Here is a 24,739-nt window from a genome sequence, read left to right as displayed (position 1 = left end):
AACTTTCGTATGAGTTCATGACTTTACGGCAACATTGCCAACGTCACTCTATCACACCCTGCCATATCTTTTATTGTAAGTATATTAATATACGCCATTTCTGCAAAAAACTGTTGGATCTTATCTGCTTGCTCAAAACCATGTTCAAGTAGCAAATATCCCCCCGAGTTCAGATGTTGCTTAGCCGTCCTGATGATATGAAAAATATCCGCATAGCCATGGTCATCCGCGACCAGCGCACTGAGCGGCTCAAATCTCACATCACCTTGTGATAAGTGGTGATCGGCTTCATCAATATAAGGTGGATTACTCACAATCAAATCAAACTGTTGCTCTGCAACCGCACTAAACCAATCACTTTGCAAAATCGACACGTTATTAAAGCCCAACTGAGATTGATTAGACTTTGCAAGGGCCACGGCGTCTGCTGAAGCATCTACTGCGGTGATTTGCCAAGCTGGATATTCACTCGCCAACGCCAGTGCAATCGCGCCAGTACCCGTGCCTAAGTCTAGCACCTGAGCGTCTTTTGGCATGCTGAGTGTTAAAACATGCTCAACCAGTGTTTCAGTATCAGGCCTTGGAATAAGCGTGCTGTTGTTGACTTTTAAAGGCAGACTCCAGAATTCTCTTTGACCTGTGATGTGTGCGACAGGCTCTCCCGTAACACGGCGTGCGATACATTCTTCGAATTGCTGCTGCTCTAGTGCCGAAAGCTCAGCTTCGGGCCAAGTAAAGAGATAAGTGCGGTTTTTATCGATAACATGGAGTAACAACACTTCGCTATCGAGCTTTGCTGACTCGGAGTGTGGTAACAGCTCAGAAGTTGCCCAAGCAACGGCTTGGGCAATGTTAAGTGTTGGCATTAATCGCTTTCGCTCATTGCTGCTAGTAGATCAGCCTGATATTCAATAACCAGCGGATCGATAACAGCACCCAACTCGCCAGAGATCACTTCATTAAGGCGATACAGCGTCAAGTTGATACGGTGATCGGTAATACGGCCCTGCGGGAAGTTGTAAGTACGAATACGCTCAGAGCGGTCACCGCTACCTACTAGATTACGACGTTCAGAAGCTTCTGCCGCTGCACGTTTTTCATCTTCTGCTTGCTGTAAACGCGCACTTAGTACAGACAGCGCTTTCGCTCTGTTTTTATGTTGTGAACGTTCGTCCTGACATTCAACCACGACGCCTGTCGGCAAGTGAGTGATACGAATAGCAGAATCGGTTTTGTTTACGTGCTGACCACCTGCACCTGAGGCGCGGAAAGTATCCACTTTTAGATCGGATGGATTAATTTCGATTGCTTCTGCCTCTGGGATCTCTGCCATCACGGCAACCGTACACGCAGAGGTGTGAACACGGCCTTGAGATTCGGTTTCAGGCACACGTTGCACACGGTGAGCGCCAGATTCAAACTTAAGTTTGCCATAAACACCGTCACCGCTAATGTTAGCGATAACTTCTTTATAGCCACCGTGCTCGCCTTCGTTAGCGCTCACGATTTCAACGCGCCACTTTTGCGTTTCTGCATAGCGGCTATACATACGGAATAAATCGCCAGCGAAAATCGCGGCTTCATCACCACCCGTTCCCGCACGCACTTCCAAGAATACGTTGTTATTGTCTTTTGGATCTTTGGGTAACATCAATACTTGAAGGTCATCTTCAAGCGCAGCAATGGCAGCTTTTGCTTCTTTATACTCTTCCTGTGCCATTTCACGCATGTCTGGATCTGAGTCTTTTAGCATTTCTTCTGCAGTTGCGACGTCTTCCTGAGCCTGTTGGTAGGCTGTAAACGCTTTAACTACGTCTTCCAATTCTGAAAACTCTTTTGACAAGGCGCGAAAGCGGTTCTGATCGCTAATCACCTCAGGCGAGCTTAGCATCGCTTGAACTTCTTCATAGCGCTCTACTAAGGTTTCTAACTTACGATATACAGACTCTTTCATTTACACGTTATTCCTGCTCAATACCTAATGTTTGCTTGAGTTGCGCTAACTTATCTATATCGCCTTCTTTCGCAGCCTCTTGAATGGCGCGTGTTGGTGCGTGTGTTAGTCGATTACTCAGCTTATTTGCTAATTCAATAATAATTTTATCTGCTTCTTTGCCCGATTGTAGCTGATTTAGTGCTTTGTCCACGAGCTCATTTTTAATTTCTTGCGCGCTTTGGCGATACTGCCTAATCACATCCACTGAATGCAGCGAACGTTGCCACTCGGAAAACTCTTGCGTGCGTACATCGATGATCTGCTGCGCTTCAATGGCCGCTTGTTCACGACTGGCCAAGTTTTCATTGACTATCGCCTGAAGGTCATCAACTGAATAAAGATAAGCGGCATCCAGCTCTGACACTTGGCTTTCGATATCGCGAGGCACCGCGATATCGATAAATAACATTGGTTTATGGCGACGTTTTTTAAGCGCTTGCTCGACCACTCCCTTACCGATAATTGGTAAGGTGCTCGCAGTTGAACTAATAACAATGTCTGCACTTGGTAGCGCATCTGGCAACTGTGCCAGTGAAATAACACTGCCGCCAACTTCTTTTGCTAGGTTTTGTGCACGCTCAATTGTGCGGTTCGCGACTGTGATTGACTTTGGATTATGCTGCGATAAGTGTTTAGCAACTAACTCAATTGTTTCACCGGCACCAATTAACAAGACCTGAGTTTTATCCAATTGACCATAAATATGCTTTGCCAAGTTAACAGCGGCATATGCAACTGAGACAGCACTTGCACCAATATCGGTTTCAGTTCGCACTTGCTTCGCCACCGAAAAAGTCTTTTGGAATAAGCGCTCAAATGTTGGCTGAATTGCATGGTGTTGTTTGGCTGTACTAAAAGCTTGTTTAATTTGCCCAAGAATTTGTGGCTCACCTAAAACCAATGAGTCAAGACCGCAGGCAACTCGCATTAAATGGTTCACCGCATCCTGATTCATATGCACATAGACATTTTCTGTTAAGTCTCGTTGCTCTATGTTATGAAAATCTGACAACCAACCGAGTAGTGCTTGGGGATCAGCAGACTCAAGGCTACAATAGATCTCGGTTCGATTGCAGGTCGACACAATCACAGATTCTTTAAACTGCGAAGAATGTTGGAGTTGGTGCAATGCTTCTGTAAGCTGTTCTGGAGAAAACGCAACTTTTTCACGTAATTCTACAGACGCGGTTTTGTGATTGATACCAAGTGCGATGATGGTCATAGATGCCAGTATTGCTCGAGCCCTGCTTTAAAGCGGGCAATTTTACCAAAAATCAATCGAATATGGAAAGTAAGGAAAGGCCTTTGAGACAACTTCATTTGATTTTACTCATATTTTTATTAATTTTAACCGGTTGTGCGCAACAATTACCTCAGCAAAACGTAGCACAAGACTGGCAATCTAGGCTAAAACAACAAAAAAATTGGCAAGCGAGAGGTAAACTTGCATTTATTGCCCCAGACAATCGTCAATCAACTAACTTTAATTGGTATTTAAAAGAAGATAAACAAAATCTGATTTTAACCAGCTTTGTTGGCACCCGCATATTCGAGCTAGAAGAATTAGACACACATTCGGAGCTGACCTTTGAAGACAATGTCCATAAAGGCATGGACAGTAGCGACCTAGTTAAGCGTTTAAGTGGTCTCTCTCTTCCGGTAAATCAAGCCCCTCAGTGGCTAACGGGCTTAATTGAAGCACCAGCCAGCGAACTTGATGACCTTGGCAGAATAAGCAATGCACAGTGGCAAAGCCCATCTGGCCGAGTGTGGCAAATCACCTATCAACAATATAAAATGCAAGATGGAATGTGGCTGCCTAGCCGCATGAAACTCTCATCGACCAATATTGAGGTCAAAGTATTAATCACTTCATGGCAGTTTAAATGAAGACATTGACGCTAAGCGCTCCGGCAAAATTAAATCTTTTTTTGCATATCAATGGCCGTCGAGAAGACGGCTACCATGAACTAGAAACTTTATTTACTTTCTTAGATTTTGGTGATGAATTAGCATTTACGCTAACCAGTAACCAGCAAGAAATCGTCGTTTGTGGTGACACCGCAGGTATTCCACTTGAAGATAACCTCATTTATAAAGCCGCCAAAATTCTTGAGCCCTATAAAAAAATTGCGGCTGGTGTCGACATTCACTTAAATAAACAGCTTCCCATGGGTGGAGGTGTTGGTGGTGGTTCGTCTGATGCTGCCACGACTTTATTGGCACTCAATACGCTGTGGCAATGTCAGCTTACTATCCCAGAACTTGCAAAACTCGGTCTCCAGCTAGGCGCCGATGTGCCTGTTTTTGTTGAAGGTAAAACAGCTGTAGCCCACGGCGTTGGGGAGCAACTTGAGCCAATTGATATCGCCCAAAAATGGTATTTGGTGGTCGCACCAGCCATTCATGTCAGCACAGCATTAGTCTTTACTCACCCAGACTTACCGCGCAATACGCCTAAGCTAAAAAGCGGTTGGAAACTCTCGGATACGGGCAACGACTGTCAAACTCTTGTCAAAAAGCTTTACCCCGAGGTTGAAAAGACCCTCGCGTGGTTGCTAAAATATGCACCAACCAAAATGACTGGTACTGGAGCTTGTTGTTTCGCGGAGTTTGAAAATCGTGAGGCAGCGCTGCGTGTGCTCGAAACTCTACCTTCATCTTGGCAGGGCTTTATTGCCCAAAATACAAGTGAGTCAATTTGTCATCGACAATTGCGCGCTTGGCAAAACTAGAAGTAAATTGTTTAAGTTAGCTTGTTTTGACTTTTTTATTTCATGGTCATTGCATGTTAGTCCAAAAAATTCAGTGCCTGAGGAACCCTACCGTGCCCGACATGAAGCTCTTCGCTGGTAACGCAACACCTGAGCTAGCTCAAAAAGTTGCAAAACGTTTGTTTATTGAGTTAGGTGATGCCGTTGTTGGCCGTTTTAGCGACGGTGAAATTAGCGTTCAAATCAACGAAAACGTTCGTGGTTCAGATGTATTCATCATCCAATCAACATGTGCTCCTACAAATGATAATTTAATGGAGTTAATCGTCATGGTTGATGCGCTACGTCGTGCATCTGCTGGTCGTATCACAGCCGTTATTCCTTATTTCGGTTACGCACGTCAAGACCGCCGCGTGCGCTCTGCTCGTGTTCCAATTACTGCTAAAGTTGTTGCAGACTTCCTTTCAAGCGTAGGTGTTGACCGTGTTCTTACCGTTGACCTACACGCAGAACAAATCCAAGGCTTCTTCGACGTACCTGTTGACAATGTATTCGGTAGCCCAGTGCTAATCGAAGACATGAAAGAGCGTAAGTTCGAAGATGTAGTAGTAGTTTCACCTGATATCGGTGGTGTGGTTCGTGCTCGTGCGATTGCAAAACTGTTAGATGATAAAGACCTAGCGATCATTGATAAGCGTCGTCCACAGGCTAACGTTTCTCAAGTTATGCACATCATTGGTGATGTTGCTGGTCGTGACTGTATCATTGTCGATGACATGATAGATACAGGCGGTACTTTATGTAAAGCAGCAGCAGCACTTAAAGAGCACGGTGCAAAACGCGTATTCGCTTACGCAACCCACCCAGTACTTTCGGGCAATGCTGCGGAAAACCTACGCAACTCAGTTATCGATGAAGTTATCGTGACTGACTCAATTCCACTTTCTGATGAATTGAAAGCGCTTGATAACATCAAAGTACTAACACTTGCAGATATGATGGCCGAAACTATCCGCCGTATCAGCAACGAAGAGTCAATCTCTGCGATGTTTCAACACTAATCGGCACCAAAACTGATTAGCCAAAAAGCACCTCTGGTGCTTTTTTTGTTTTATAGGTTTCATTGCAGGTGCGTTAGTGGTATATTGGCGCGCCTTTTTTAGGCAGGGAGCTTGGTCGCGAGCTCTCTGACACATTAACTTAAATTATTTTGGAGACATCCATGTCTGTATACAAATTAGACGCTGAAGTACGTTCTGACCTAGGTACTGGTGCGAGCCGCCGCCTACGTCGCGCTGACAAAGTTCCTGCAATCCTATACGGTGCTGGTAAAGATGCAGTTTCACTAACTCTTGATCACAACAAAGTATTGAAAGCGCAAGAAGACGAAGGTTTCTACACTCACATCCTAACGCTAAACATTGGCGGTGAGTCTGTTGAAGCAATTCTTAAAGATATGCAACGTCACCCGTACAAGCCTAAGATCACTCACTTAGACTTCCAACGCGTTGATGCTTCTCAAAAGCTTCACACTAAAGTTCCTGTTCACTTCATCAACGAAGAGAAAGCAACTAAAGGTGGCAACACTATCGTTCACCAACTAACTGAAATTGAAATCACTTGTCTTCCAGCAAGACTTCCTGAGTTCATCGAAGTTGACGTAGCGACTCTAGCTGTTGGCGCAACTCTACACCTATCTGATATCAAGCTTCCAGCTGGCGTTGTTTCAGTTGAACTTGCTAAAGGTGCAGATCACGACCAAGCAGTTGTTTCAGTAAACGCTCCTAAAGCAGCTCCTGCTGAAGAGTCTGCTGAAGACGCAGCTGAGTAATTGTTCAGGTGTTAACACCTTGAATAATATTCAAATGCTTGTGGGCCTGGCTAATCCAGGCCCCGAATACGCAAACACCCGTCATAACGCTGGCGCTTGGTTTATCGAAGAACTAGCCAGAAGATACAACTGCCTCCTAAAACCAGACGCTAAACATCACGGCCTCACCGGCAAAGTGCTCATCAATAATCAAGAGTTTAAATTGCTGATCCCTACGACTTATATGAACTTAAGTGGTAAAGCGGTCGCGAGTCTTGCCAATTTTTATAAGATCCCCGTCGAGAGTATTCTTGTTGCTCACGATGAAATGGATTTAGAACCCGGTATCGCCAAACTAAAAAAAGGTGGTGGTCACGGCGGTCACAATGGCTTAAAAGACATTATCGCTAAAATGGCAAATAACAAAGAATTTATGCGATTGCGCGTTGGTATTGGTCACCCAGGACACAGAGACAAAGTCACGGGGTGGGTTTTAGGCAAAGCACCACAAGCTGATCAAGAAAAAATTGATGCCGCTGTGGATGAAGCAGTCCGATGTATGGAAATACTCGCAAAAGACGGTGTGTTAAAAGCGCAAAATCGACTACATTCATTTAAACCGTAACAGTTCACTGCTGCGATTGATTGAGTAATACCTAAGCTTCTCGTTCGCCATGATGCGTGCTTGAGATAATACGGTAGAAATTTAGGAATAAACACTATGGGTTTTAAATGTGGCATTGTTGGTTTACCTAACGTAGGTAAATCTACTTTATTTAATGCGTTGACTAAAGCGGGCATTGAGGCCGCAAACTTTCCTTTCTGTACTATCGAACCGAATACCGGTGTAGTACCAGTACCAGATGCTCGTCTTGACCAGCTAGCTGAAATTGTAAACCCTCAGCGCACTATCCCAACTTCAATGGAGTTTGTGGATATTGCCGGTTTGGTAAAAGGCGCATCGAAAGGTGAAGGTTTAGGTAACCAATTTTTGGCAAACATCCGTGAAACGGATGCTATCGGTCACGTAGTTCGCTGTTTTGAAAATGAAAATATCGTTCACGTTGCTGGTCAAATCGATCCTGCTGAAGACATTGATGTTATCAACACTGAGCTGGTACTTGCAGACATGGATACTGCTGATCGCGCAGTGTTACGTAACGCGAAGAAAGCGAAAGGCGGCGATAAAGACGCGAAATTTGAACTAGTTGTACTTGAAAAAGTGAAAGCGCACTTGGACGAAGGCTTAACGCTTCGCTCACTTGAGCTAAATAAAGAAGAAGCGGCAGCAATAAGCTACCTAAACTTTTTAACGATCAAGCCAACTATGTACATCGCCAATGTTAACGAAGATGGCTTTGAAAATAATCCATTCCTAGACAAAGTACGTGAAATTGCAGCTGCAGAAGACGCGGTTGTGATCCCAGTATGTGCAGCAATTGAGGCTGAACTTTCTGAACTTGAAGAAGAAGATAAGAAAGAGTTTATGGATGACTTAGGCTTAGAAGAGCCGGGCCTAAACCGCGTGATCCGTGGTGGTTATGAGTTGTTAAAACTGCAAACTTACTTTACAGCTGGCGTAAAAGAAGTACGTGCATGGACTATCCCTGTTGGCGCGACAGCACCTCAAGCTGCTGGTAAAATCCACACAGACTTTGAACGTGGTTTTATTCGTGCACAAACTATCGGCTTTGATGATTATATCGAGTTCCGTGGTGAATCTGGTGCGAAAGACGCAGGTAAAATGCGTCAAGAAGGTAAAGAATACATCGTAAAAGATGGCGATGTGATGAACTTCTTATTTAACGTGTAACCATAGTTACTACACGCTATTTCAATAAAAGGAGCTTCGGCTCCTTTTTAGTTTTATCAACTCTGCTTTTTAATCAAATAAGTACCTTGTTCTTCAGAGTAAGTTATAGACTCCAAAGGAATAAAAATTCACAGGTTTTGTTAAAAATTTGCAATTGCCCCGCATGATTTGATATAAAAACAAGCCGTTTCGCTTAATTTATCTGCAAACAAACTGTGTTAGCAGATTTTTTGCAAAAAAGGTGTTGACGGCTTGGGGGCATATACGCATAATACGCCCCGCATCAGCGATGATGAGAAGTTAAAGAGATGGCTATGTAGCTCAGCTGGTTAGAGCACATCACTCATAATGATGGGGTCCCCTGTTCAAATCAGGGCATAGCCACCATGCTTTAACTACTACCAAAACTCATCGATTTGTTGTTGCAAAAAATGTGCAGAAGTAGTGGAATTGGCCGATGTCTTGATATAGACGCTGGATTTAGGTTCCTATAACTAATGCAAAAAGATGTGCGGAAGTGACGGAATTGGCAGTTGTCTTAATATAGGCGCTGGATTTAGGTTCCCATAACTAATGCCAAAAGATGTGCGGAAGTGGCGGAATTGGTAGACGCGCTGGATTTAGGTTCCAGTATCTTCGGATGTGAGAGTTCAAGTCTCTCTTTCCGCACCATGTTCTTTTAAATCAGAACTCAAAAAGATTTTACTTCGTTGGAGTATCGCCAAGCGGTAAGGCAGCGGGTTTTGATCCCGCCATTCCCAGGTTCAAATCCTGGTACTCCAGCCAACTTTCTGAAGTTGAGGAATTGGCAGATGTCTTGAAATAGACGCTGGATTTAGGTTCCAAATACTCCAGATAATATATGCAGAAGTGGCGGAATTGGCAGTTGTCTTAATATAGACGCTGGATTTAGGTTCCAATAACTAATGCCAAAAGATGTGCGGAAGTGGCGGAATTGGTAGACGCGCTGGATTTAGGTTCCAGTATCTTCGGATGTGAGAGTTCAAGTCTCTCTTTCCGCACCATGTTCTTTTAAATCAGAACTCAAAGAGATTTTATTTCGTTGGAGTATCGCCAAGCGGTAAGGCAGCGGGTTTTGATCCCGCCATTCCCAGGTTCAAATCCTGGTACTCCAGCCACATTTCTAAAGTTTTGGAATTGGCAGATGTCTTGAAATAGACGCTGGATTTAGATTCCAATATACTCTAGATAATAAATGCGGAAGTGGCGGAATTGGTAGACGCGCTGGATTTAGGTTCCAGTATCTTCGGATGTGAGAGTTCAAGTCTCTCTTTCCGCACCATGTTCTTTTAAATCAGAACTCAAAAAGATTTTATTTCGTTGGAGTATCGCCAAGCGGTAAGGCAGCGGGTTTTGATCCCGCCATTCCCAGGTTCAAATCCTGGTACTCCAGCCAATGGCTATGTAGCTCAGCTGGTTAGAGCACATCACTCATAATGATGGGGTCCCCTGTTCAAATCAGGGCATAGCCACCATTTACAAATGCGGAAGTTTTGGAATTGGTCGATGTCTTGATATAGACGCTGGATTTAGGTTCTAATAACTAATGCAAAATGATATGCGGAAGTGGCGGAATTGGTAGACGCGCTGGATTTAGGTTCCAGTATCTTCGGATGTGAGAGTTCAAGTCTCTCTTTCCGCACCATGTTCTTTCAAGTAGAACTCAAACTCTTGAACTTATCTCTATTGCTGAGTATCGTCTCGACATGAAGTGGAAGCGGTAAGGTAGCCTAAATCAAATCTGGGCTAAATAAGGTTTGAACTTACCTCTATTGCTGGGTATTGTCTCGACACGAAGTGGAAGCGGTAAGGCAGCGGGTTTTGATCTCGCCATTCCCAGGTTCAAATCCTGGTACTCCAGCCATCTCTTTTTGAGATGTTAGCTACAAATAAAATATCTACTGTGCGGAAGTGGCGGAATTGGTAGACGCGCTGGATTTAGGTTCCAGTATCTTCGGATGTGAGAGTTCAAGTCTCTCTTTCCGCACCATTTATTCTATATAAAAAATCCTCCCCCAAAAACCATCATCTCGTTAATTTTACTTTATCAACATTTATGTTAGATTCTTTATTAGAAATTAATAATAAAGGATTATTATCATGACCGAACAAGATAAAGTTAAAGCAGCAATAAACTCATTTTATAAAGGCGCGGGATTAGAGATAGCCTTTAGCGGTGAAGCGAACCCAAAAGTCGCTGAAATATTCGGTGAGATGGTAAAAAAAACAAAAGATTGCACTGAAGCCCTTAATTGGGTTCCTGAACCTACTGGTGGAAAAGCTTCAATTTCATGGATAGCCAAAAACTTTACACAAAGTGTATTGGCGCAGCTGGAGCAAAAGCAGTCCCTTACCTGTGCTAAGTCCGTTATATGGGGTTACCGTAGACACCTACAAATCGCTGCTTTAGGAGTATGATAATGAGAAAGTTATTATTACTCATATTGACTTTGTTACCTCTACTCGTCAGTGCTCAAGCAGCTATGAAGACCCACTGCACACCTCCAAATATTGATATCTCACTTAAACACTTTAATTACTGCATTGCTCCAGAGCAGACTAGCAAACTCTCGTTTCATACCTTTAGCGATAATTCCTATTCAATGGTTATAAGCAACAAGGAGTCTGAATTGTTTTTAAATTGGTTGCCCAGCTCAATTGCACTTGCCGATCTACCTAAGAAATATGGCTTAGCCCCGATCACATTCCTTGAGCAACTCTTTAATGGCAAAATTCAAGAACAAAAGCCACACGGTCATAAAATCAGTGCAGTATTTGGTGACATTGATACGTCCGAACTGTTTGTTGAAAAAGTTAAAGGTAGTTATATTTTTTCTGCACTAAATAAATCAGGTCAAAATACTGCGTTTTTGTTGTTAGAAAATAGCGACTGGCTATTACAGATTGATGGCAAGTTTAACAAACGAACATTAATTCAAATCATTGATAGAACACGTTTAGTCGGTAGCTTATAGCAAGAAAATGTAGGAGAGCCCAGTAACCTGAGATCCGGATAATTAATTCTCTCCTACAAATGTAATTAAAAACCAACTCCTCCCATGGCGTGCTTTAGCACTTCTTTTTTTAACGGCCCAGCTTTATTCGCCACATTCAGCGCCAGATTTCTCAAATGCTTTAACGGTGTTACTTGATTCGAAAAGCCAAAATAACACGCATCCATCATACTCATCATCAAGAGGTTGTCTTTCCTACGCTTTGACTCGTAATGATGTAGTGCGCTGCTATCACCAATATCTTCTTTTGCCTCAATCGCTTCAGCAAGTGCCGCTACGTCTTTAAAGCCAAGATTTACTCCCTGCCCTGCTAACGGATTAATGGTATGAGCTGCATCCCCTACTAATACCACTCGTTCGCTCACGTATTGGTTAGCATGTTGCCTTGCTAAAGGAAAAACCGCCACTTCTTCAATCTCAAAGTCACCGGGTAGCTCAAAAAATGCAGCCTTTACTTCTTGTTTTAGCGCCTGCTTATCTAGTTGCTTAAGTAAATTGAGTTTATTGCCGTTGTCATACCAAATCAGATTGGCATACGGATACTGCATAGGTAAAAAGGCAATGGGACCTGATGGCTTAAATTGCTGCCATGTTTTTTCTTGCTGCGGCGCGTCGAGTTTAATCAGCAGCCCCATACAATGTTGCTCATATTGCCAACCCGTCACGCCTATGCCACTCATTTGTCTGACGATAGAACGGCCACCATCAGCTGCAATTAGCAAATCGGCGGTAAAGGATGCTGCTTGATACTCAATCGTCACGGAATCATCATTATGAACAATGCGCTTTGGGATCCCCTCTGGTGAAACCACTTTGATATCAAATTCCTCAAACTGTTGCCACAATGCAGCTTGAATGAGGTTATTCTCAATTAAGTGGCCTAAGTGCGAGGCGTTTAGTGCTTCACAATCAAATATCAATTGTCCTGGCTTATCCTCATAGGCTTCTAACTGCTTGTAAACCGCAGCTCTGGTGCTTCTTAACACAGGCATAGCACCGAGCTCATCCAATAACTGCTCGGAAAAGCGATTGATAGCAGATACGCGAATATCTACCTTATCACTTGCGAGTGTTGCATCAGGTAAGATGGGAGAATGTTCAATAATGGTTACGTCAACACCTTGCTTCGCTAGCTTAACAGCACACGCTGCACCAACCATGCCACCACCGACTATCAGAGCCTTGTTTTTCATGCCATATTCCACTTAATTGAGTCTTTGCGCATTGTAACGCATATAAAAACAGATGTTTGCTTAAAACACCCTGTATTGATCCACATTTTGAAAGTTAAAATCTATACTTGGCTAGACAAGATAGGTCATATAAAATACGCGTCCTTTAGGCATAATGATATCAATTCAGCATCGCCTGCACGAGAAACGCGTAGTGCTAAACACCGAGTTGTAAACGAGGCAATATTTAAATGAGTAAAAAACTGCATATTAAAACCTGGGGTTGTCAGATGAACGAGTATGACTCCCAGAAAATGGCGGATCTTTTGGATTCAACAAATGGCTATCAGCTTACAGAAGAAGCTGAGCAAGCTGATGTGATCCTACTCAATACTTGCTCGATTCGTGAGAAGGCACAGGAAAAAGTATTCCACCAACTTGGTCGTTGGAAACTACTAAAAGACACAAACCCCGATCTTGTTATTGGTGTTGGTGGCTGCGTAGCGTCACAAGAAGGCGACACCATTCGCCAGCGTGCTCCATTTGTTGATATCGTGTTTGGCCCACAAACATTGCACCGCCTACCAGAGATGATCAAGCAGGTGCAAAGCAAAGAAGGTGCTGTCGTTGATATTTCCTTCCCTGAAATTGAAAAATTTGACCGTCTCCCTGAGCCAAAGGCTGAAGGCCCGAGTGCATTTGTTTCAATTATGGAAGGTTGCTCTAAGTACTGTACTTTCTGTGTTGTACCGTACACGCGTGGCGAAGAAGTAAGCCGTCCTTTAGATGACGTTATCCTTGAAGTTGCTCAGCTTGCGGAGCAAGGTGTGCGTGAAGTTAACTTACTCGGTCAGAATGTAAATGCTTATCGCGGTGAAATGCACGATGGTGAAATTTGTTACTTCTCTGACTTAATTCGCTACGTTGCAGCAATTGACGGTATTGACCGCATTCGTTATACAACATCTCATCCGGTTGAATTTACACCAGATATCATTGAAGCCTATGCGGATGTGCCAGAGCTTGTTGACCATTTACACCTACCGGTACAAAGTGGTTCAGACCGTATTCTAAACCTTATGAAACGCGGTCATACTGCGCTTGAGTACAAGTCAACGATCCGCAAGCTACGTAAGATCCGTCCGAACCTAAGCATGTCTTCAGATTTCATCATTGGTTTCCCAGGCGAATCGAACGCAGACTTTGAAGCAACGATGAACCTGATTAATGATATCGGTTTTGATATGAGTTTTAGTTTCATCTACTCGGCGCGACCAGGAACACCAGCAGCCGACTTACCTGATGATGTTGCGGAATCAGAAAAGAAAGAACGCCTCTATCTTCTACAGAACCGTATCAACCAAATGGCGCAGGATATCAGCCGCAAGATGCACGATACCGAGCAGCGTATTTTGGTTGAAGGCCCATCGAAGAAAAACCCAATGGAACTGCGTGGTAGAACTGAAAATAACCGCGTTGTAAACTTCGAAGGTCCACACTCAGTGATCGGCCAATTCGTCGATGTACGTATTACTGAGGCGTTACCGAACTCGTTACGTGGTGAGCTTATCCGTACTGAAGCAGAAATGGATTTACGTCGTGACGTAAAACCGTCGGATATCTTAAATAAAGCACCACAAGAACCTGAAATTAACGAATTAGGTGTTGGTACTTTTACCCCCTAGCATTTTTAAATTGTGCGCTAGCTTCGGCTAGCGTCATTTTTATAGGAAGACATTTTGAGTAATCAGATAAAGAATATAGAAATTTACTTAGAACCCGCAGATAACCACCGCCTTTCTTCACTTTGTGGTCCGTTCGACGAAAATCTAAAACAAATAGAACGTCGCCTTGGAGTTGAAATCGCGCACCGTGACAATTGGTTTAAAGTGACCGGACAAGCGGTAACGGCAAAAGCAGCTGTGGATATTCTAAAGTCTCTATATGTTGATACTCAGCCTGTGAAAGGAAAAATGACAGAAATCGAACCAGATCAGGTTCATCTGGCCATCACAGAAGCGAACGTACTTGAGCAAGACGCCCCAACCGTGTGGGACAAAGAAGTCTATATTAAGACTCGTCGCGGTGTGGTTAAGCCTCGTAACCCAAATCAGAGTCAATATGTCGCTAATATCTTAACTCACGATATTACCTTTGGTGTTGGTCCTGCGGGTACTGGTAAAACCTACCTTGCTGTTGCAGCAGCGGTTGATGCGCTGGAACGTCAAGAAATACGTCGCATCCTCCTCACTCGTCCAGCAGTTGAAGCTGGTGAAAAGCTGGGCTTCTTACCAGGTGATTTAACACAAAAAATCGACCCTTACCTTCGTCCACTTTATGACGCCCTATTCGAGATGCTTGGTTTTGAAAAAGTTGAGCGCTTAATCGAAAAAAATGTCATCGAAGTTGCACCTTTGGCGTATATGCGTGGTCGAACACTCAATGACGCGTTTATTATCTTGGACGAGAGCCAAAATACCACTACTGAACAAATGAAGATGTTTCTAACGCGGATTGGCTTTAATTCAAAAGCGGTGATCACCGGTGATATCACCCAAATCGATTTACCTCGTGGTGCGCGCTCTGGACTTCGTCATGCGATAGAAGTGCTCAATGATGTAGAAGAAATTTCATTTAACTTCTTTAAATCTCACGATGTAGTTAGACACCCTGTGGTTGCTCGTATCGTCGAAGCATACGAGAAGAAAGAAGAACAAGAGCGTCTCGCTAAAGCTGAAAAGCATCAAGCGAAACAGCAACCTTCTGAGGAATAAACCATGGACTTAATGCTAGATTTGCAATTGGCTTGTGAGTTTGAAAACTTGCCATCCGAAGCACAATTTCAATTATGGGCAGAACATGCATTAACGCAATTTCGCGAAGAAGCAGAATTAACGATTCGTATCGCTGACGAGCACGAAAGCCAAGAGCTCAATAGCCAGTACAGGGGCAAAGACAAGCCAACCAACGTGTTGTCTTTCCCGTTTGATGCGCCACCGGGGATTGAGTTGTCACTTATTGGTGATTTAATTATCTGTCCCCAAGTGGTATACCAAGAATCCATAGAGCAAGAAAAGACCTTTCATGACCACTTCGCCCATATGGTTATCCATGGTTGCTTGCATTTACTTGGATTTGACCATATAAATGAACAAGACGCGGTAGAAATGGAAACAATAGAGAAGCAAATTCTCGCTTCTTTGAATATCGCAGATCCTTACAGAGACGATTGTTAAATTAACGGAGCAGACACAACTAATGAGCGACGATAACTCGCAAAGTAGTCAGGGTTCTTCTAGCAAGACCTGGCTGGGACGCATCACACAGATGCTGCAAGGGGAACCCCAAAATAAAGAAGAACTGGCTGGAGTCATCGCTGATGCGCAAGAGCGCCAGCTGATTGACCCAGAAACCAAAGATATGATGGAAGGTGTACTCAGCGTTTCAGAGCTGAAAGTACGTGACATCATGATCCCACGTTCGCAAATGATTACACTTGATGTAGATGAGCCGCTCAGTGCTCAACTCCCTATGATGGTAGAATCTTCACACTCGCGTTTTCCTGTGATTTGTGAAGACAAAGACCACGTAGAAGGCATCTTACTTGCCAAAGATCTCTTACCTTTGATTTTGCGCGAAGAGAGCGATTTGCCAAGTATCCGCGAATATCTTCGTCCCGCTGTGGTCGTGCCTGAAAGTAAGCGTGTCGATACCCTGCTCAACGAATTCCGTCAAAAACGTTACCATATGGCTATTGTGATTGATGAATACGGTGGTGTATCTGGACTGGTTACTATCGAAGATATTCTCGAAACCATTGTTGGTGAAATCGAAGATGAACATGATGACGACGAAGAACAACAAGATATTCGTCAGCTATCTAAACATGTTTATACCGTGCAAGCACTCACGCCATTGGATGAATTCAACGAATTTTTCAAAACCAACTACGACACCCAAGAAGCCGATACCATTGGCGGTATTATTCTTCATGCATTTGGCCATATGCCAAGCCGTGGTGAAACTATAGACATAGATCCCCTTCAGTTTAAGGTAACTAACTCCGATAACCGGAGGATCTTACAAATTCAAGTAAGTGTACCTAAATCTGAACATGTTGAAGACTCTAGTATCTAACCTGAGTAACCTCGCAAAAGATAAGTTTGCATGGCTGGCACTCATTTCTGGCTGTGCGCTTACTTTTGCTTATTCCCCTTTTGGTTTTTGGCCTATCGCGTTTGTCAGCTTGATTATAGCGACTTGGCTTACCGATAAACCCTATCCAAAGCTCGCGGCTAAGTATGGCTTCTTATTTGGCTTTGGCTGGTTTGCCCTTGGCATAAGCTGGGTGCATGTCTCTATCGCTGAATTTGGTGGTTTACCCTTACCTGTCTCAGTGCTGTTGATGGCATTGCTATGTGCTTATCTTGCCATCTACCCGACATTGGCATTTGCTTTTGCCAGCTACTTTACTCGCACACCTTGGCAACGGGTGCTGGCACTTGTTGCGGGGTTTGCCATTACCGAGTGGCTGCGAGGCCACATGCTCACAGGCTTCCCTTGGCTTAGCTTTGGTTATACGTTAACTGACTCGCCATTGAGCAGTTTAGCCCCTTGGATCGGTGAATTTGGCTTAACATTGCTAGTTATTTTAGCGACAACAAGCCTTTACTATCTACTTAAACAACGTGCGATTTATCTCACCATTATCAGCTTTGCTGGCATTGCCGGTCTATACAGTGTGCCAGTCATTCAAGGCCCACTGAAATACTCCGGTGATGAAATTACCACCTTGCTTGTACAAGGTAATATCAAGCAGAGTCTGCGCTGGGAGCCTGAGCAGTTTTGGCCTACCATGTCTAAATATCGAGATATGACTAGACCTAACTGGCAAGACGTTGATTTAGTGGTGTGGCCAGAAGCGGCTATTCCTGAATTTGAAGATATCGCCTACCCATTTTTAGAAGGGCTGGACAAAGCCGCCGCGTTTAATGGCACGGCGCTGATAACGGGCATTCCCGATTATCAGTTTGATACCAGAACCGCGTACAACACGCTGATCTCGCTTGGTAAAAAAGAAAAAGAAGATAGCGAAGGGCAATATCACTATCTGCACAAAAACCGCTACCAGAAGCACCAATTGTTGCCTATTGGTGAGTTTGTGCCGTTCGAAGACCTATTGCGTCCTATTGCGCCTCTTTTTAACTTAGCGATGTCGTCATTTACTCGAGGTGATGCGGTACAACCAAACCTACTTGCGAACGGTTTGCATGTGTTACCCGCTATTTGTTACGAAATTGCATTTAGCGAGCTTGTCAGAGGTAACTTTACCTCTGAGTCAGATATTCTTTTTACTGTGAGCAACGACGCTTGGTTTGGAGATTCCCACGGCCCGCATCAGCATATGCAGATCGCTCGCATGCGTGCCTTAGAATTACAGCGCCCATTAATTCGAGTAACGAATAATGGTATCACTGGTGTTTACGATCCGCTTAGCAAAGTTCAGCATGTCATTCCACAATTCGAAGCCAATATACTGAAAAGTGATGTAAAACTAATTAGTGGAGTGAGCTGGTATGCAGAGCATGGTAATCGCCCCATCTGGTTTATTGTCACTTTTATTATGCTGATACTCACCGCTGCAAAGGTAAAGCCCATAGTGCTTAAGCGATTTGAACGCAACTTTTTGTAGTTGCGGTGTTGTACCTTTCGCGATGTAAAATTGCTCCGACACGCGATATATAACCTCTGATAGGAGCCGCTTTATGCGGCGAGCTTTTACTAAATCGCGATGTAAAATCGCTCCTACACGTAATATATAACCTCTGGTAGGAGCCGCTTTATGCGGCGAGCTTTTACTAAATCGCGATGTAAAATCGCTCCTACACGTAATATATAACCTCTGGTAGGAGCCGCTTTATGCGGCGAGCTTTTACTAAATCGCGATGTAAAATCGCTCCGACACACGATATATAACCTCTGGTAGGAGCCGCTTTATGCGGCGAGCTTTTACTAAATCGTGATGTAAAATCGCTCCGACACGTAATATATAACCTCTGGTAGGAGCCGCTTTATGCGGCGAGCTTTTACTAAATCGCGATGTAAAATCGCTCCTACACGTAATATATAACCTCTGGTAGGAGCCGCTTTATGCGGCGAGCTTTTGTGCCATATCGCGATGTAAAATCGCTCCTACACCTATTATATAAGCTCTGGTAAGAGCCGCTTTATGCGGCGAGCTTTTACTAAATCGCGATGTAAAATCGCTCCGACACGCGATATATAACTCTGGTAGGAGCCGCTTTATGCGGCGAGCTTTTACTAAATCGCGATGTAAAATCGCTCCGACACGCGATATATAACTCTGGTAGGAGCTGCTTTACGCGGCGAGCTTTTACTAAATCGCGATGTAAAATCGCTCCGACACACGATATATAACCTCTGATAGGAGCCGCTTTATGCGGCGAGCTTTTACTAAATCGCGATGTAAAATCGCTCCGACACACGATATATAACCTCTGATAGGAGCCGCTTTATGCGGCGAGCTTTTACTAAATCGCGATGTAAAATCGCACTGAGTATATAACCTCAGGTAAAAGCAGGTTTTTGTTATTACTCACAAGGTATAATAACACTCACTTTCAACCCACCTAATTCGCTGTGCGCAACGGCAATGCTGCCACCGTGCAATTCAACCAGTTTTTGACAAATAGATAAACCTAAGCCAGAGCCACCAAGATCTCGGCTACGTGATTTATCACAGCGGAATAAACGTTCAAACAATCTCCCTAAAGCTTCATCGCCCACACCTGGGCTTGAATCTTCAATAACACATTGGATCTGCTGGCTTTGATAGCTAATATCCACGGAGACTTCTCCCGGCTTGTCGGTATAATTCACACTATTACGAGCCAAGTTATTGAATACCTGAGCAAATCTAGTTACATCAATATCGATTTCCAGTTCATCTGGTAATTCTATATTGGCATTAAACTTAAGCCCTTCATCCGTCACAAAGTCATCAATATCTTCAACAAGACCAATAAACGCTTGTTTGGCATTGACACGCTTTAACGCCAAGTTAAGGCTGCCAGTATCTGCCTGCGCGAGTTCATAGATATCTTTAATTAATGTGTTAAGAGTATCGAGACGGCGGTTAAGCACTTTGTAGCTCTGCTTTGGATTTTCCACCAAATTATGTTCCAGAGATTCAATATGTAGCTTAAGTACGGTAAGCGGTGTTCTTAATTCATGAGAAATATCTGCAAGTAGTTGCTGCTTTAAATCCAAGGTTTTGTTGAGAAGCTGCTTCTCGAGTTCCAGTGCGCGACGTTTGTTTCTCGCAAGTAATAGGAACGCGCTCAGTAGAATGACCAAAACTCCCACCACTGCTGCCGTTACTATTTGTTCTACGCGCTGTTCGGCCAGCTCTACATCACGCTGTGTTTTTAGACTTTGTAGCTCATATTGATTCTTCTGGTACTCGGTATCCATCTGATAGGCCAAGGCTTTTTGACTGGCTTCTTTTTTAAGCTGAGAAACCTTAGATTCCGCATATTGCAAGTGATAATTAAGTGCAGACTCAAAGTCACCTTTCGCGCTGTAGGCGTCCTTTAACACCAGCAAAGCGATTACTTTAAGGCCAGGCTGGACTTCATCTTGCGCTATAATTTGCTTCATATTTTTTATAAAAAAATCAGCTCGCTCAGGTAAAACAATATGCGCATAGGTGGTCATCGTCTCTTGATAAAGCACTTTGCTTTGTACCGGATCAATTAACTCTAACGCCTGTTCAACATACTCTTTGGCCTTAACTTTTTCATCTGCTTTTAATTTAACTTCGGCCAAATTACTCAGCGCCCAGCCCTGGTTTCTGGTGTGGCCATTTTCCTCGAAAATCGTAAATGCTTTTTTAAAGGAACCTTCGGCATTTTTATATTGGGTTAGCATCATTTGTTCACGACCAATGCGGATCAAAGTATAGGCTGAGTAAACTGCACTGCCCGCTTTAATATCATAGTCATAAGCGGTTTGATAGGCTGCCAACGACTTTTCATGGTCGCCAATCACTTGATGGGCGCTACCCAAGTTATAGTAAACTTGTCCAAGTAAAACGATGTTTTCCTGTTTTTGACTTTTTAGTACCGCAATTGATTGTTGTAATAGCTCAAGGGCTTTGTCAGGTAAGGACAACTCTGAATAGGTGTCTGCAAGCTGAGTAATAGCCAATATTTGCAACTCCGGGAGCTCATTAGTCCTTGCAATTTCAATCGACATCTCGTAGCTCTTTACACCGTTTTTATAATCACCGTTTTGAGTATATGCAACGCCTAGAAAACGGTGTGCATGGCTAAGCAAGCGATACATTTTAAGCTCGGAAAATTGGGTAACCGAGATCTGCAAATGACTAATGGCATCGCTAAACCTTCCCTCATTAAGCATGAGGTCACCATACGTTAATGAATATTTAGCTTCATATTCGGGTAAATGATGTGTGAGTAATACTTGCTTAAAACGTTCTGCCCATTTATGTGCTTCTTCGAGCTGGAAAGCGTTTTTTAATATAACCGTGGTCTTATGGTGAACGTCAGCAATTTCTTCCAGCGTTAAGCCCGACTCTAATACTTGGTCGACTTTTTGAAGTGCGCTATCACGTGTTTCTTGTTGCTGAATTTCTTTAATAAAAGCATCGTATAAACGCTCATTGGCATAAACTAGCGGGCTTAATAGTAGGCAACAAGTAAGCAGTATTATCTTAAAGTGCAACACGTAATCGTCTCTTTGTTATTATCGTTATAAATTGAGCAAAACAGCAGGCGAATAGGCTATCATATTGCGTGAGCATTAAATAATAAATTGTGGTTCTATGTATGTCGAATAATAGTCTAACTCAGTTTTTGTTAGCGTTAAAAAGCGCGGATATAGAAAAAATAAAAGCCGTGTACGCACACGCTCCCAAAGACACGCAGATTGAAGTCCTCAAGTTTCTTTTTCAAAGTGCGCAGAGTAACACTACACTCTATGGCCACTATCAAGATATAGCGAGTATTTGCTTACAAGCAGCATGCTTTCCAGAAGCGATGATAGCTGCAATTAACTCCTTGGAGAAGTTTGCCTTTTTCTCAACACCTTTGATCCAAGCTGAGCAAATCAATAACCTCAACCCGCAAGGAAATAACATACTGCATATTCTTTTATCGCAAATGCCCGCGAAAGATAACGGCCTCAACTACCTTAGAACCTTATTGCACTTTGAAAGCAAAGAGCTACTACAAAACGCGCTTAGTCAAAGAAATACAAAAAAGTTAACACCTCTCGAATGCTACTTAGCTTTTAATAGCCATACTGCGCCACTTAGTATTCAAGAATTAAGCGCGTTACTTGGCTTGATGGAAATCGAAAGGCGGCAAATAAGCACAATGGAAAACCACAACGCAAAAGTGATTGAATCACACCTCATTCAACAACGCCGACTCAGTGAATATAAACAATTTCTGCTAGCGACTTACTATCAAGGCAAAGCAGGCTAACTTTCTCCAAGCTTTAGGTTAAGAGGCTTGCAAACTAGCGATGTATTCACTTGCTGTCATGCGATGATAGGTGACTTGCTCATAGAGTAAGTGCGCAGGGTTTGGGTCAACCACTTCAATTGGAATTGCTTTGTGCCTTGCTATTTCCAAGGCCATTTGAGTGATATTGACACTAAAGGAGGTGCCCATAAAAATGATTCTATCCGCAGCATACATTCGTGACTGTGCTTCGCTAATACGATAAAGATCGGTATAGTACTCATCGAATAGCAACACATATGGCTTGAGTGACACGCCTTTTTCAGGCCCTCGTCGAGCAATCTTGAAAAGTGCTAACAACGACTCGGCTAATCGACTTTCATCTACCTCATCCCAAGGAGCAGTAAAACACTCTGTGGGTTCTCCTTGTGTATGAAAGGGTGTCACCTGATCAACACGTCCATGGATCGCAATAAAGTGATTATTGCCTGCTTTACCATCTAAACCGTCGATATTTTGCGTGATCACATTTTTATTACTAAGCCATTGATGAACTTGGTTAGGGCCATAGTTACGATAAGTCACAAAACGATGGTAATACCATTTTAAAAATTCCGACGGTTGTGATTTATACATTGCTCGCGTGGCCATTTCTTGAGGAGTGTAATTAGCCGAACCTATCGTCCAAAAGCCATCCTCTCCCCGAAAAGTCGGAATACCACTTTCGGCACTCACCCCAGCACCTGTGATATACAACGTTTGCAACATGACACAACCTCAACTCATGTAAATTTGACTCACGATAACGTAAAGTAGATACCCAATGCTAGCAACACAAGTACACCTGCAAGCCCAAACATTGGCAGTTTGCTACCAATCGGTTCTGATTTTTCGAGCACTTCAGAAGGTGATTCAGTCACTACAGCTTCGTCCTCCTCCGGTTGTACATCCACTTTAGTCGACTCATTCGCTGTTTGAGGTGAAGCCTGCGATGAAGCCTGAGCTTCCGCAGTCCCTTCAAAAGCCGTACAAGGGATCTGCCATTGATACCCTTTTCGTGAAAAGGTTTTGATGGCATCATCACCGAACAAAGCACGTAAATGGCCAATATTTTGAAATACGACCTGATCCGTGACCTTTCTATCTGGCCATACTTTCTCTAAGATATCTTCTTTACTGTGGATAGTTTGAGGAGCGGATAAAAATAACTCCAATATCTGAGCAGGTTTTTGTTTTAAATTTAGCTTTCTGTCGTCTTTATAAAGCTTTAGCTCTTTGCTATCAAACAAAAAATCCTTAAAAGCGAATTTCATTTCCCTAGTTCCCAACTTGGTCTTAATTACTATAATAATTATTGTTTTATTCGAATTTACTACGACATAACATTGCATTTATAGCGAAACATGCCGTGAAAATATAGGGCAATGTTACATCGGTTTACAAACTATTGATAAAATCGGCTTTTAGTATAGAGCGATCACTCAGAAAATCACTACCTAATCCTTAGAATAATTCGAATAGACTCAAAACCTAAGCGTATATAAACTGCGTTTTCCGTAATTGTTAGGCTGGCTCATGTTACTTGCTTTTATCTACTCCATCGTATTGATAAAAACCTCATTACTCGGGTTAGGAGTAGTCAGTATTGTGCTCTCGGTAGCCTTTATCGTCGCGTTACGCCTCAACCTCCCAGCCCTGCCAGTCAATGCAAAAAGCAAATTTATTAAATCCTTTAAGTTTGTTCTCTTCGCGCACCTGCTCGGATATTTGCTGCTAGTGAGTAAACTTTTGTTAATTGATGGCTGGCAAGACGTGCCTATGTTCATTGCAAGTCATTTGATCATGCATCACATATGGAGTGGGCTTATTGCTGCGATTTTAACATTGACGACCATACTAAAATACCAAACGTTCATTGCAAAACCTAAGACAGCTAAAAGCACTTAGCAAATACAGCTATTTATATTTGTGAAATAATTAGAACCAAATTCGACGCCTTCTTACACTTTATGACACCCCCCCAACAGACCTTGACACCCCCGCTATTTATACTGTCCTCAAGTTAACCACAACGGACATTGATTATGAAAATTAAAGCGCTTTTATCTCTTGCATTACTCACAACAAGTTTATCGTCTTTTGCAGAACAAAATAATGAGACGCATCGCGTTGGTTTAGACATCTCTGGCGGTGGCGCTTCTTATAAAAGCTCAAGTAAAGATGGTGATGGTGTAGGCCAAGCCTATCTGTATTACAACTATCACTTTACGCCAATTTTGGCGCTTGAATTAGGTTACAACAGCGGTGAAGACTTAGATGATTGGAAGTGTGAAGACGAAAACGATCGCAAGTTTACCTGTGCGCAAAACAACAAAACCTTGTTTGGCCTTGGTGCTAATAACTTAGAATTTGATAACTTTGTCGTTGCGGCAAAAGGCTACTATCAAATTTCCGACAACAGCTACTTTTACGGCAAATTAGGTGCAAACTATTACGATTACGAAATCACTCGTGGCCGCACTAAATTAATTACCGACGATGGTATCGGCTTTGTAGCTGAAGCCGGTTGGCAATATGACTGGGATAACGGTATGGCAGTTAACCTTGGCTACAAGTACCTTGATATGGGTGACTTGGATACATCTAGCCTATCTCTAGGTGTCAGCTACCGCTTCTAAAGCGGCCTACCC

Annotated in this window: 23 protein-coding genes and 10 tRNA genes; 26 read left to right on the top strand and 7 right to left on the bottom strand. The window is 43.2% G+C overall.

What is annotated here, in order from left to right; translation table 11 throughout:
- Positions 1-23: 23 nt before the first annotated feature.
- Genes prmC through hemA form a run of 3 tightly spaced genes read right to left on the bottom strand, consistent with a single transcriptional unit; the run spans position 24 to position 3,218 of the window.
- Positions 24-866: a peptide chain release factor N(5)-glutamine methyltransferase gene (gene prmC, locus JJQ94_RS09220; RefSeq protein ID WP_099031186.1), complete on the bottom strand. Its 843-nt coding sequence runs from the start codon at positions 864-866 to the stop codon at positions 24-26.
- Complete coding sequence (prfA, locus tag JJQ94_RS09215) at positions 866-1,954, bottom strand: peptide chain release factor 1 (protein WP_010607352.1); 1,089 nt, start codon at positions 1,952-1,954, stop codon at positions 866-868. Before prfA ends, prmC begins: the two co-directional genes overlap by 1 nt.
- Positions 1,955-1,961: 7 nt before the next feature.
- Positions 1,962-3,218, bottom strand: a complete 1,257-nt coding sequence (gene hemA, locus JJQ94_RS09210; protein ID WP_010370453.1) for a glutamyl-tRNA reductase — start codon at positions 3,216-3,218, stop codon at positions 1,962-1,964.
- A gap of 83 nt (positions 3,219-3,301) precedes the next feature.
- Here hemA and lolB point away from each other — a divergent pair, with 83 nt between their 5' ends.
- From lolB to JJQ94_RS09120, 18 genes are all read left to right on the top strand, one after another.
- A complete protein-coding gene (lolB, locus tag JJQ94_RS09205; protein WP_172439962.1) occupies positions 3,302-3,886 on the top strand; it encodes a lipoprotein insertase outer membrane protein LolB in 585 nt (194 codons plus the stop codon).
- Positions 3,883-4,731, top strand: a complete 849-nt coding sequence (gene ispE, locus JJQ94_RS09200) for a 4-(cytidine 5'-diphospho)-2-C-methyl-D-erythritol kinase (RefSeq protein ID WP_099031184.1) — start codon at positions 3,883-3,885, stop codon at positions 4,729-4,731. The genes lolB and ispE overlap by 4 nt, the downstream gene beginning before the upstream one ends.
- Positions 4,732-4,823: 92 nt before the next feature.
- Positions 4,824-5,771, top strand: coding sequence for a ribose-phosphate pyrophosphokinase (locus JJQ94_RS09195; RefSeq protein ID WP_010370444.1), 948 nt, complete (start codon positions 4,824-4,826; stop codon positions 5,769-5,771).
- A 161-nt stretch (positions 5,772-5,932) separates the two neighbouring features.
- A complete protein-coding gene (locus tag JJQ94_RS09190; RefSeq protein WP_017217941.1) occupies positions 5,933-6,541 on the top strand; it encodes a 50S ribosomal protein L25/general stress protein Ctc in 609 nt (202 codons plus the stop codon).
- A gap of 19 nt (positions 6,542-6,560) precedes the next feature.
- Complete coding sequence (gene pth / locus JJQ94_RS09185; protein WP_010607356.1) at positions 6,561-7,145, top strand: aminoacyl-tRNA hydrolase; 585 nt, start codon at positions 6,561-6,563, stop codon at positions 7,143-7,145.
- Between the two features lie 96 nt (positions 7,146-7,241).
- Complete coding sequence (gene ychF, locus JJQ94_RS09180; RefSeq protein WP_010370435.1) at positions 7,242-8,333, top strand: redox-regulated ATPase YchF; 1,092 nt, start codon at positions 7,242-7,244, stop codon at positions 8,331-8,333.
- Positions 8,334-8,643: 310 nt separating this feature from the next.
- Positions 8,644-8,720: transfer RNA gene (locus tag JJQ94_RS09175), tRNA-Met, on the top strand.
- A 200-nt stretch (positions 8,721-8,920) separates the two neighbouring features.
- Positions 8,921-9,005: transfer RNA gene (locus JJQ94_RS09170), tRNA-Leu, on the top strand.
- A 39-nt stretch (positions 9,006-9,044) separates the two neighbouring features.
- A tRNA-Gln gene (locus JJQ94_RS09165) sits at positions 9,045-9,119 on the top strand.
- Between the two features lie 154 nt (positions 9,120-9,273).
- Positions 9,274-9,358, top strand: a tRNA-Leu gene (locus JJQ94_RS09160).
- 39 nt (positions 9,359-9,397) lie between these two features.
- Positions 9,398-9,472 (top strand) — tRNA-Gln (locus tag JJQ94_RS09155).
- A 79-nt stretch (positions 9,473-9,551) separates the two neighbouring features.
- Positions 9,552-9,636, top strand: a tRNA-Leu gene (locus tag JJQ94_RS09150).
- A 39-nt stretch (positions 9,637-9,675) separates the two neighbouring features.
- A tRNA-Gln gene (locus JJQ94_RS09145) sits at positions 9,676-9,750 on the top strand.
- Between the two features lie 2 nt (positions 9,751-9,752).
- Positions 9,753-9,829: transfer RNA gene (locus tag JJQ94_RS09140), tRNA-Met, on the top strand.
- A gap of 85 nt (positions 9,830-9,914) precedes the next feature.
- A tRNA-Leu gene (locus JJQ94_RS09135) sits at positions 9,915-9,999 on the top strand.
- Between the two features lie 260 nt (positions 10,000-10,259).
- Positions 10,260-10,344 (top strand) — tRNA-Leu (locus JJQ94_RS09130).
- 110 nt (positions 10,345-10,454) lie between these two features.
- Positions 10,455-10,772, top strand: a complete 318-nt coding sequence (locus JJQ94_RS09125; RefSeq protein ID WP_099031183.1) for a hypothetical protein — start codon at positions 10,455-10,457, stop codon at positions 10,770-10,772.
- A 2-nt stretch (positions 10,773-10,774) separates the two neighbouring features.
- On the top strand, positions 10,775-11,329 hold the full coding sequence (locus tag JJQ94_RS09120) for a hypothetical protein (protein ID WP_099031182.1): 555 nt from the start codon (positions 10,775-10,777) through the stop codon (positions 11,327-11,329).
- Between the two features lie 65 nt (positions 11,330-11,394).
- Here the strand turns inward: JJQ94_RS09120 and JJQ94_RS09115 are convergent, their stop codons facing one another.
- Positions 11,395-12,561, bottom strand: a complete 1,167-nt coding sequence (locus JJQ94_RS09115; RefSeq protein ID WP_099031181.1) for an FAD-dependent oxidoreductase — start codon at positions 12,559-12,561, stop codon at positions 11,395-11,397.
- Between the two features lie 230 nt (positions 12,562-12,791).
- Between JJQ94_RS09115 and miaB the strand changes: the two genes are divergently transcribed.
- Genes miaB through lnt form a run of 5 tightly spaced genes read left to right on the top strand, consistent with a single transcriptional unit; the run spans position 12,792 to position 18,232 of the window.
- Entirely contained in the window at positions 12,792-14,225 is a 1,434-nt protein-coding gene (miaB, locus tag JJQ94_RS09110; RefSeq protein ID WP_010607359.1) for a tRNA (N6-isopentenyl adenosine(37)-C2)-methylthiotransferase MiaB, read from the top strand.
- Positions 14,226-14,279: 54 nt separating this feature from the next.
- Positions 14,280-15,314 (top strand): PhoH family protein, encoded by a 1,035-nt coding sequence (locus JJQ94_RS09105; protein ID WP_010370423.1) that lies wholly within the window; start codon positions 14,280-14,282, stop codon positions 15,312-15,314.
- A 3-nt stretch (positions 15,315-15,317) separates the two neighbouring features.
- Positions 15,318-15,776, top strand: a complete 459-nt coding sequence (ybeY, locus tag JJQ94_RS09100) for an rRNA maturation RNase YbeY (RefSeq protein ID WP_099031180.1) — start codon at positions 15,318-15,320, stop codon at positions 15,774-15,776.
- Between the two features lie 22 nt (positions 15,777-15,798).
- Positions 15,799-16,677 carry a CNNM family magnesium/cobalt transport protein CorC gene (corC, locus tag JJQ94_RS09095; protein WP_099031179.1) on the top strand — a complete coding sequence of 293 codons (879 nt, stop codon included), beginning with the start codon at positions 15,799-15,801 and terminating at the stop codon, positions 16,675-16,677.
- Positions 16,655-18,232 carry an apolipoprotein N-acyltransferase gene (lnt, locus tag JJQ94_RS09090; protein WP_099031178.1) on the top strand — a complete coding sequence of 526 codons (1,578 nt, stop codon included), beginning with the start codon at positions 16,655-16,657 and terminating at the stop codon, positions 18,230-18,232. Before corC ends, lnt begins: the two co-directional genes overlap by 23 nt.
- Before the next feature lie 920 nt (positions 18,233-19,152).
- On the opposite strand, the gene JJQ94_RS09085 is transcribed toward lnt, so the two are convergent.
- Complete coding sequence (locus tag JJQ94_RS09085) at positions 19,153-21,309, bottom strand: tetratricopeptide repeat protein (RefSeq protein WP_099031177.1); 2,157 nt, start codon at positions 21,307-21,309, stop codon at positions 19,153-19,155.
- A 101-nt stretch (positions 21,310-21,410) separates the two neighbouring features.
- Here JJQ94_RS09085 and JJQ94_RS09080 point away from each other — a divergent pair, with 101 nt between their 5' ends.
- A complete protein-coding gene (locus tag JJQ94_RS09080) occupies positions 21,411-22,070 on the top strand; it encodes a hypothetical protein (RefSeq protein ID WP_099031176.1) in 660 nt (219 codons plus the stop codon).
- A gap of 18 nt (positions 22,071-22,088) precedes the next feature.
- Here the strand turns inward: JJQ94_RS09080 and JJQ94_RS09075 are convergent, their stop codons facing one another.
- Together JJQ94_RS09075 and JJQ94_RS09070 are read right to left on the bottom strand one after the other, a co-directional pair.
- Positions 22,089-22,817 (bottom strand): SIR2 family NAD-dependent protein deacylase, encoded by a 729-nt coding sequence (locus JJQ94_RS09075; protein ID WP_099031175.1) that lies wholly within the window; start codon positions 22,815-22,817, stop codon positions 22,089-22,091.
- 29 nt (positions 22,818-22,846) lie between these two features.
- Positions 22,847-23,362 carry a winged helix-turn-helix domain-containing protein gene (locus tag JJQ94_RS09070; RefSeq protein ID WP_099031174.1) on the bottom strand — a complete coding sequence of 172 codons (516 nt, stop codon included), beginning with the start codon at positions 23,360-23,362 and terminating at the stop codon, positions 22,847-22,849.
- 262 nt (positions 23,363-23,624) lie between these two features.
- Between JJQ94_RS09070 and JJQ94_RS09065 the strand changes: the two genes are divergently transcribed.
- Together JJQ94_RS09065 and JJQ94_RS09060 are read left to right on the top strand one after the other, a co-directional pair.
- On the top strand, positions 23,625-23,996 hold the full coding sequence (locus tag JJQ94_RS09065; protein ID WP_099031173.1) for a hypothetical protein: 372 nt from the start codon (positions 23,625-23,627) through the stop codon (positions 23,994-23,996).
- 137 nt (positions 23,997-24,133) lie between these two features.
- On the top strand, positions 24,134-24,727 hold the full coding sequence (locus tag JJQ94_RS09060; RefSeq protein WP_099031172.1) for a porin family protein: 594 nt from the start codon (positions 24,134-24,136) through the stop codon (positions 24,725-24,727).
- Positions 24,728-24,739 lie beyond the last annotated feature (12 nt).

Origin of the sequence: Pseudoalteromonas sp. GCY (assembly GCF_016695175.1) — a bacterium.
Taxonomy (GTDB): Bacteria; Pseudomonadota; Gammaproteobacteria; order Enterobacterales; family Alteromonadaceae; genus Pseudoalteromonas.
The sequence above is the reverse complement of the archived record's forward strand: the minus strand, read 5'-3'. Positions and strand labels throughout refer to the sequence as shown.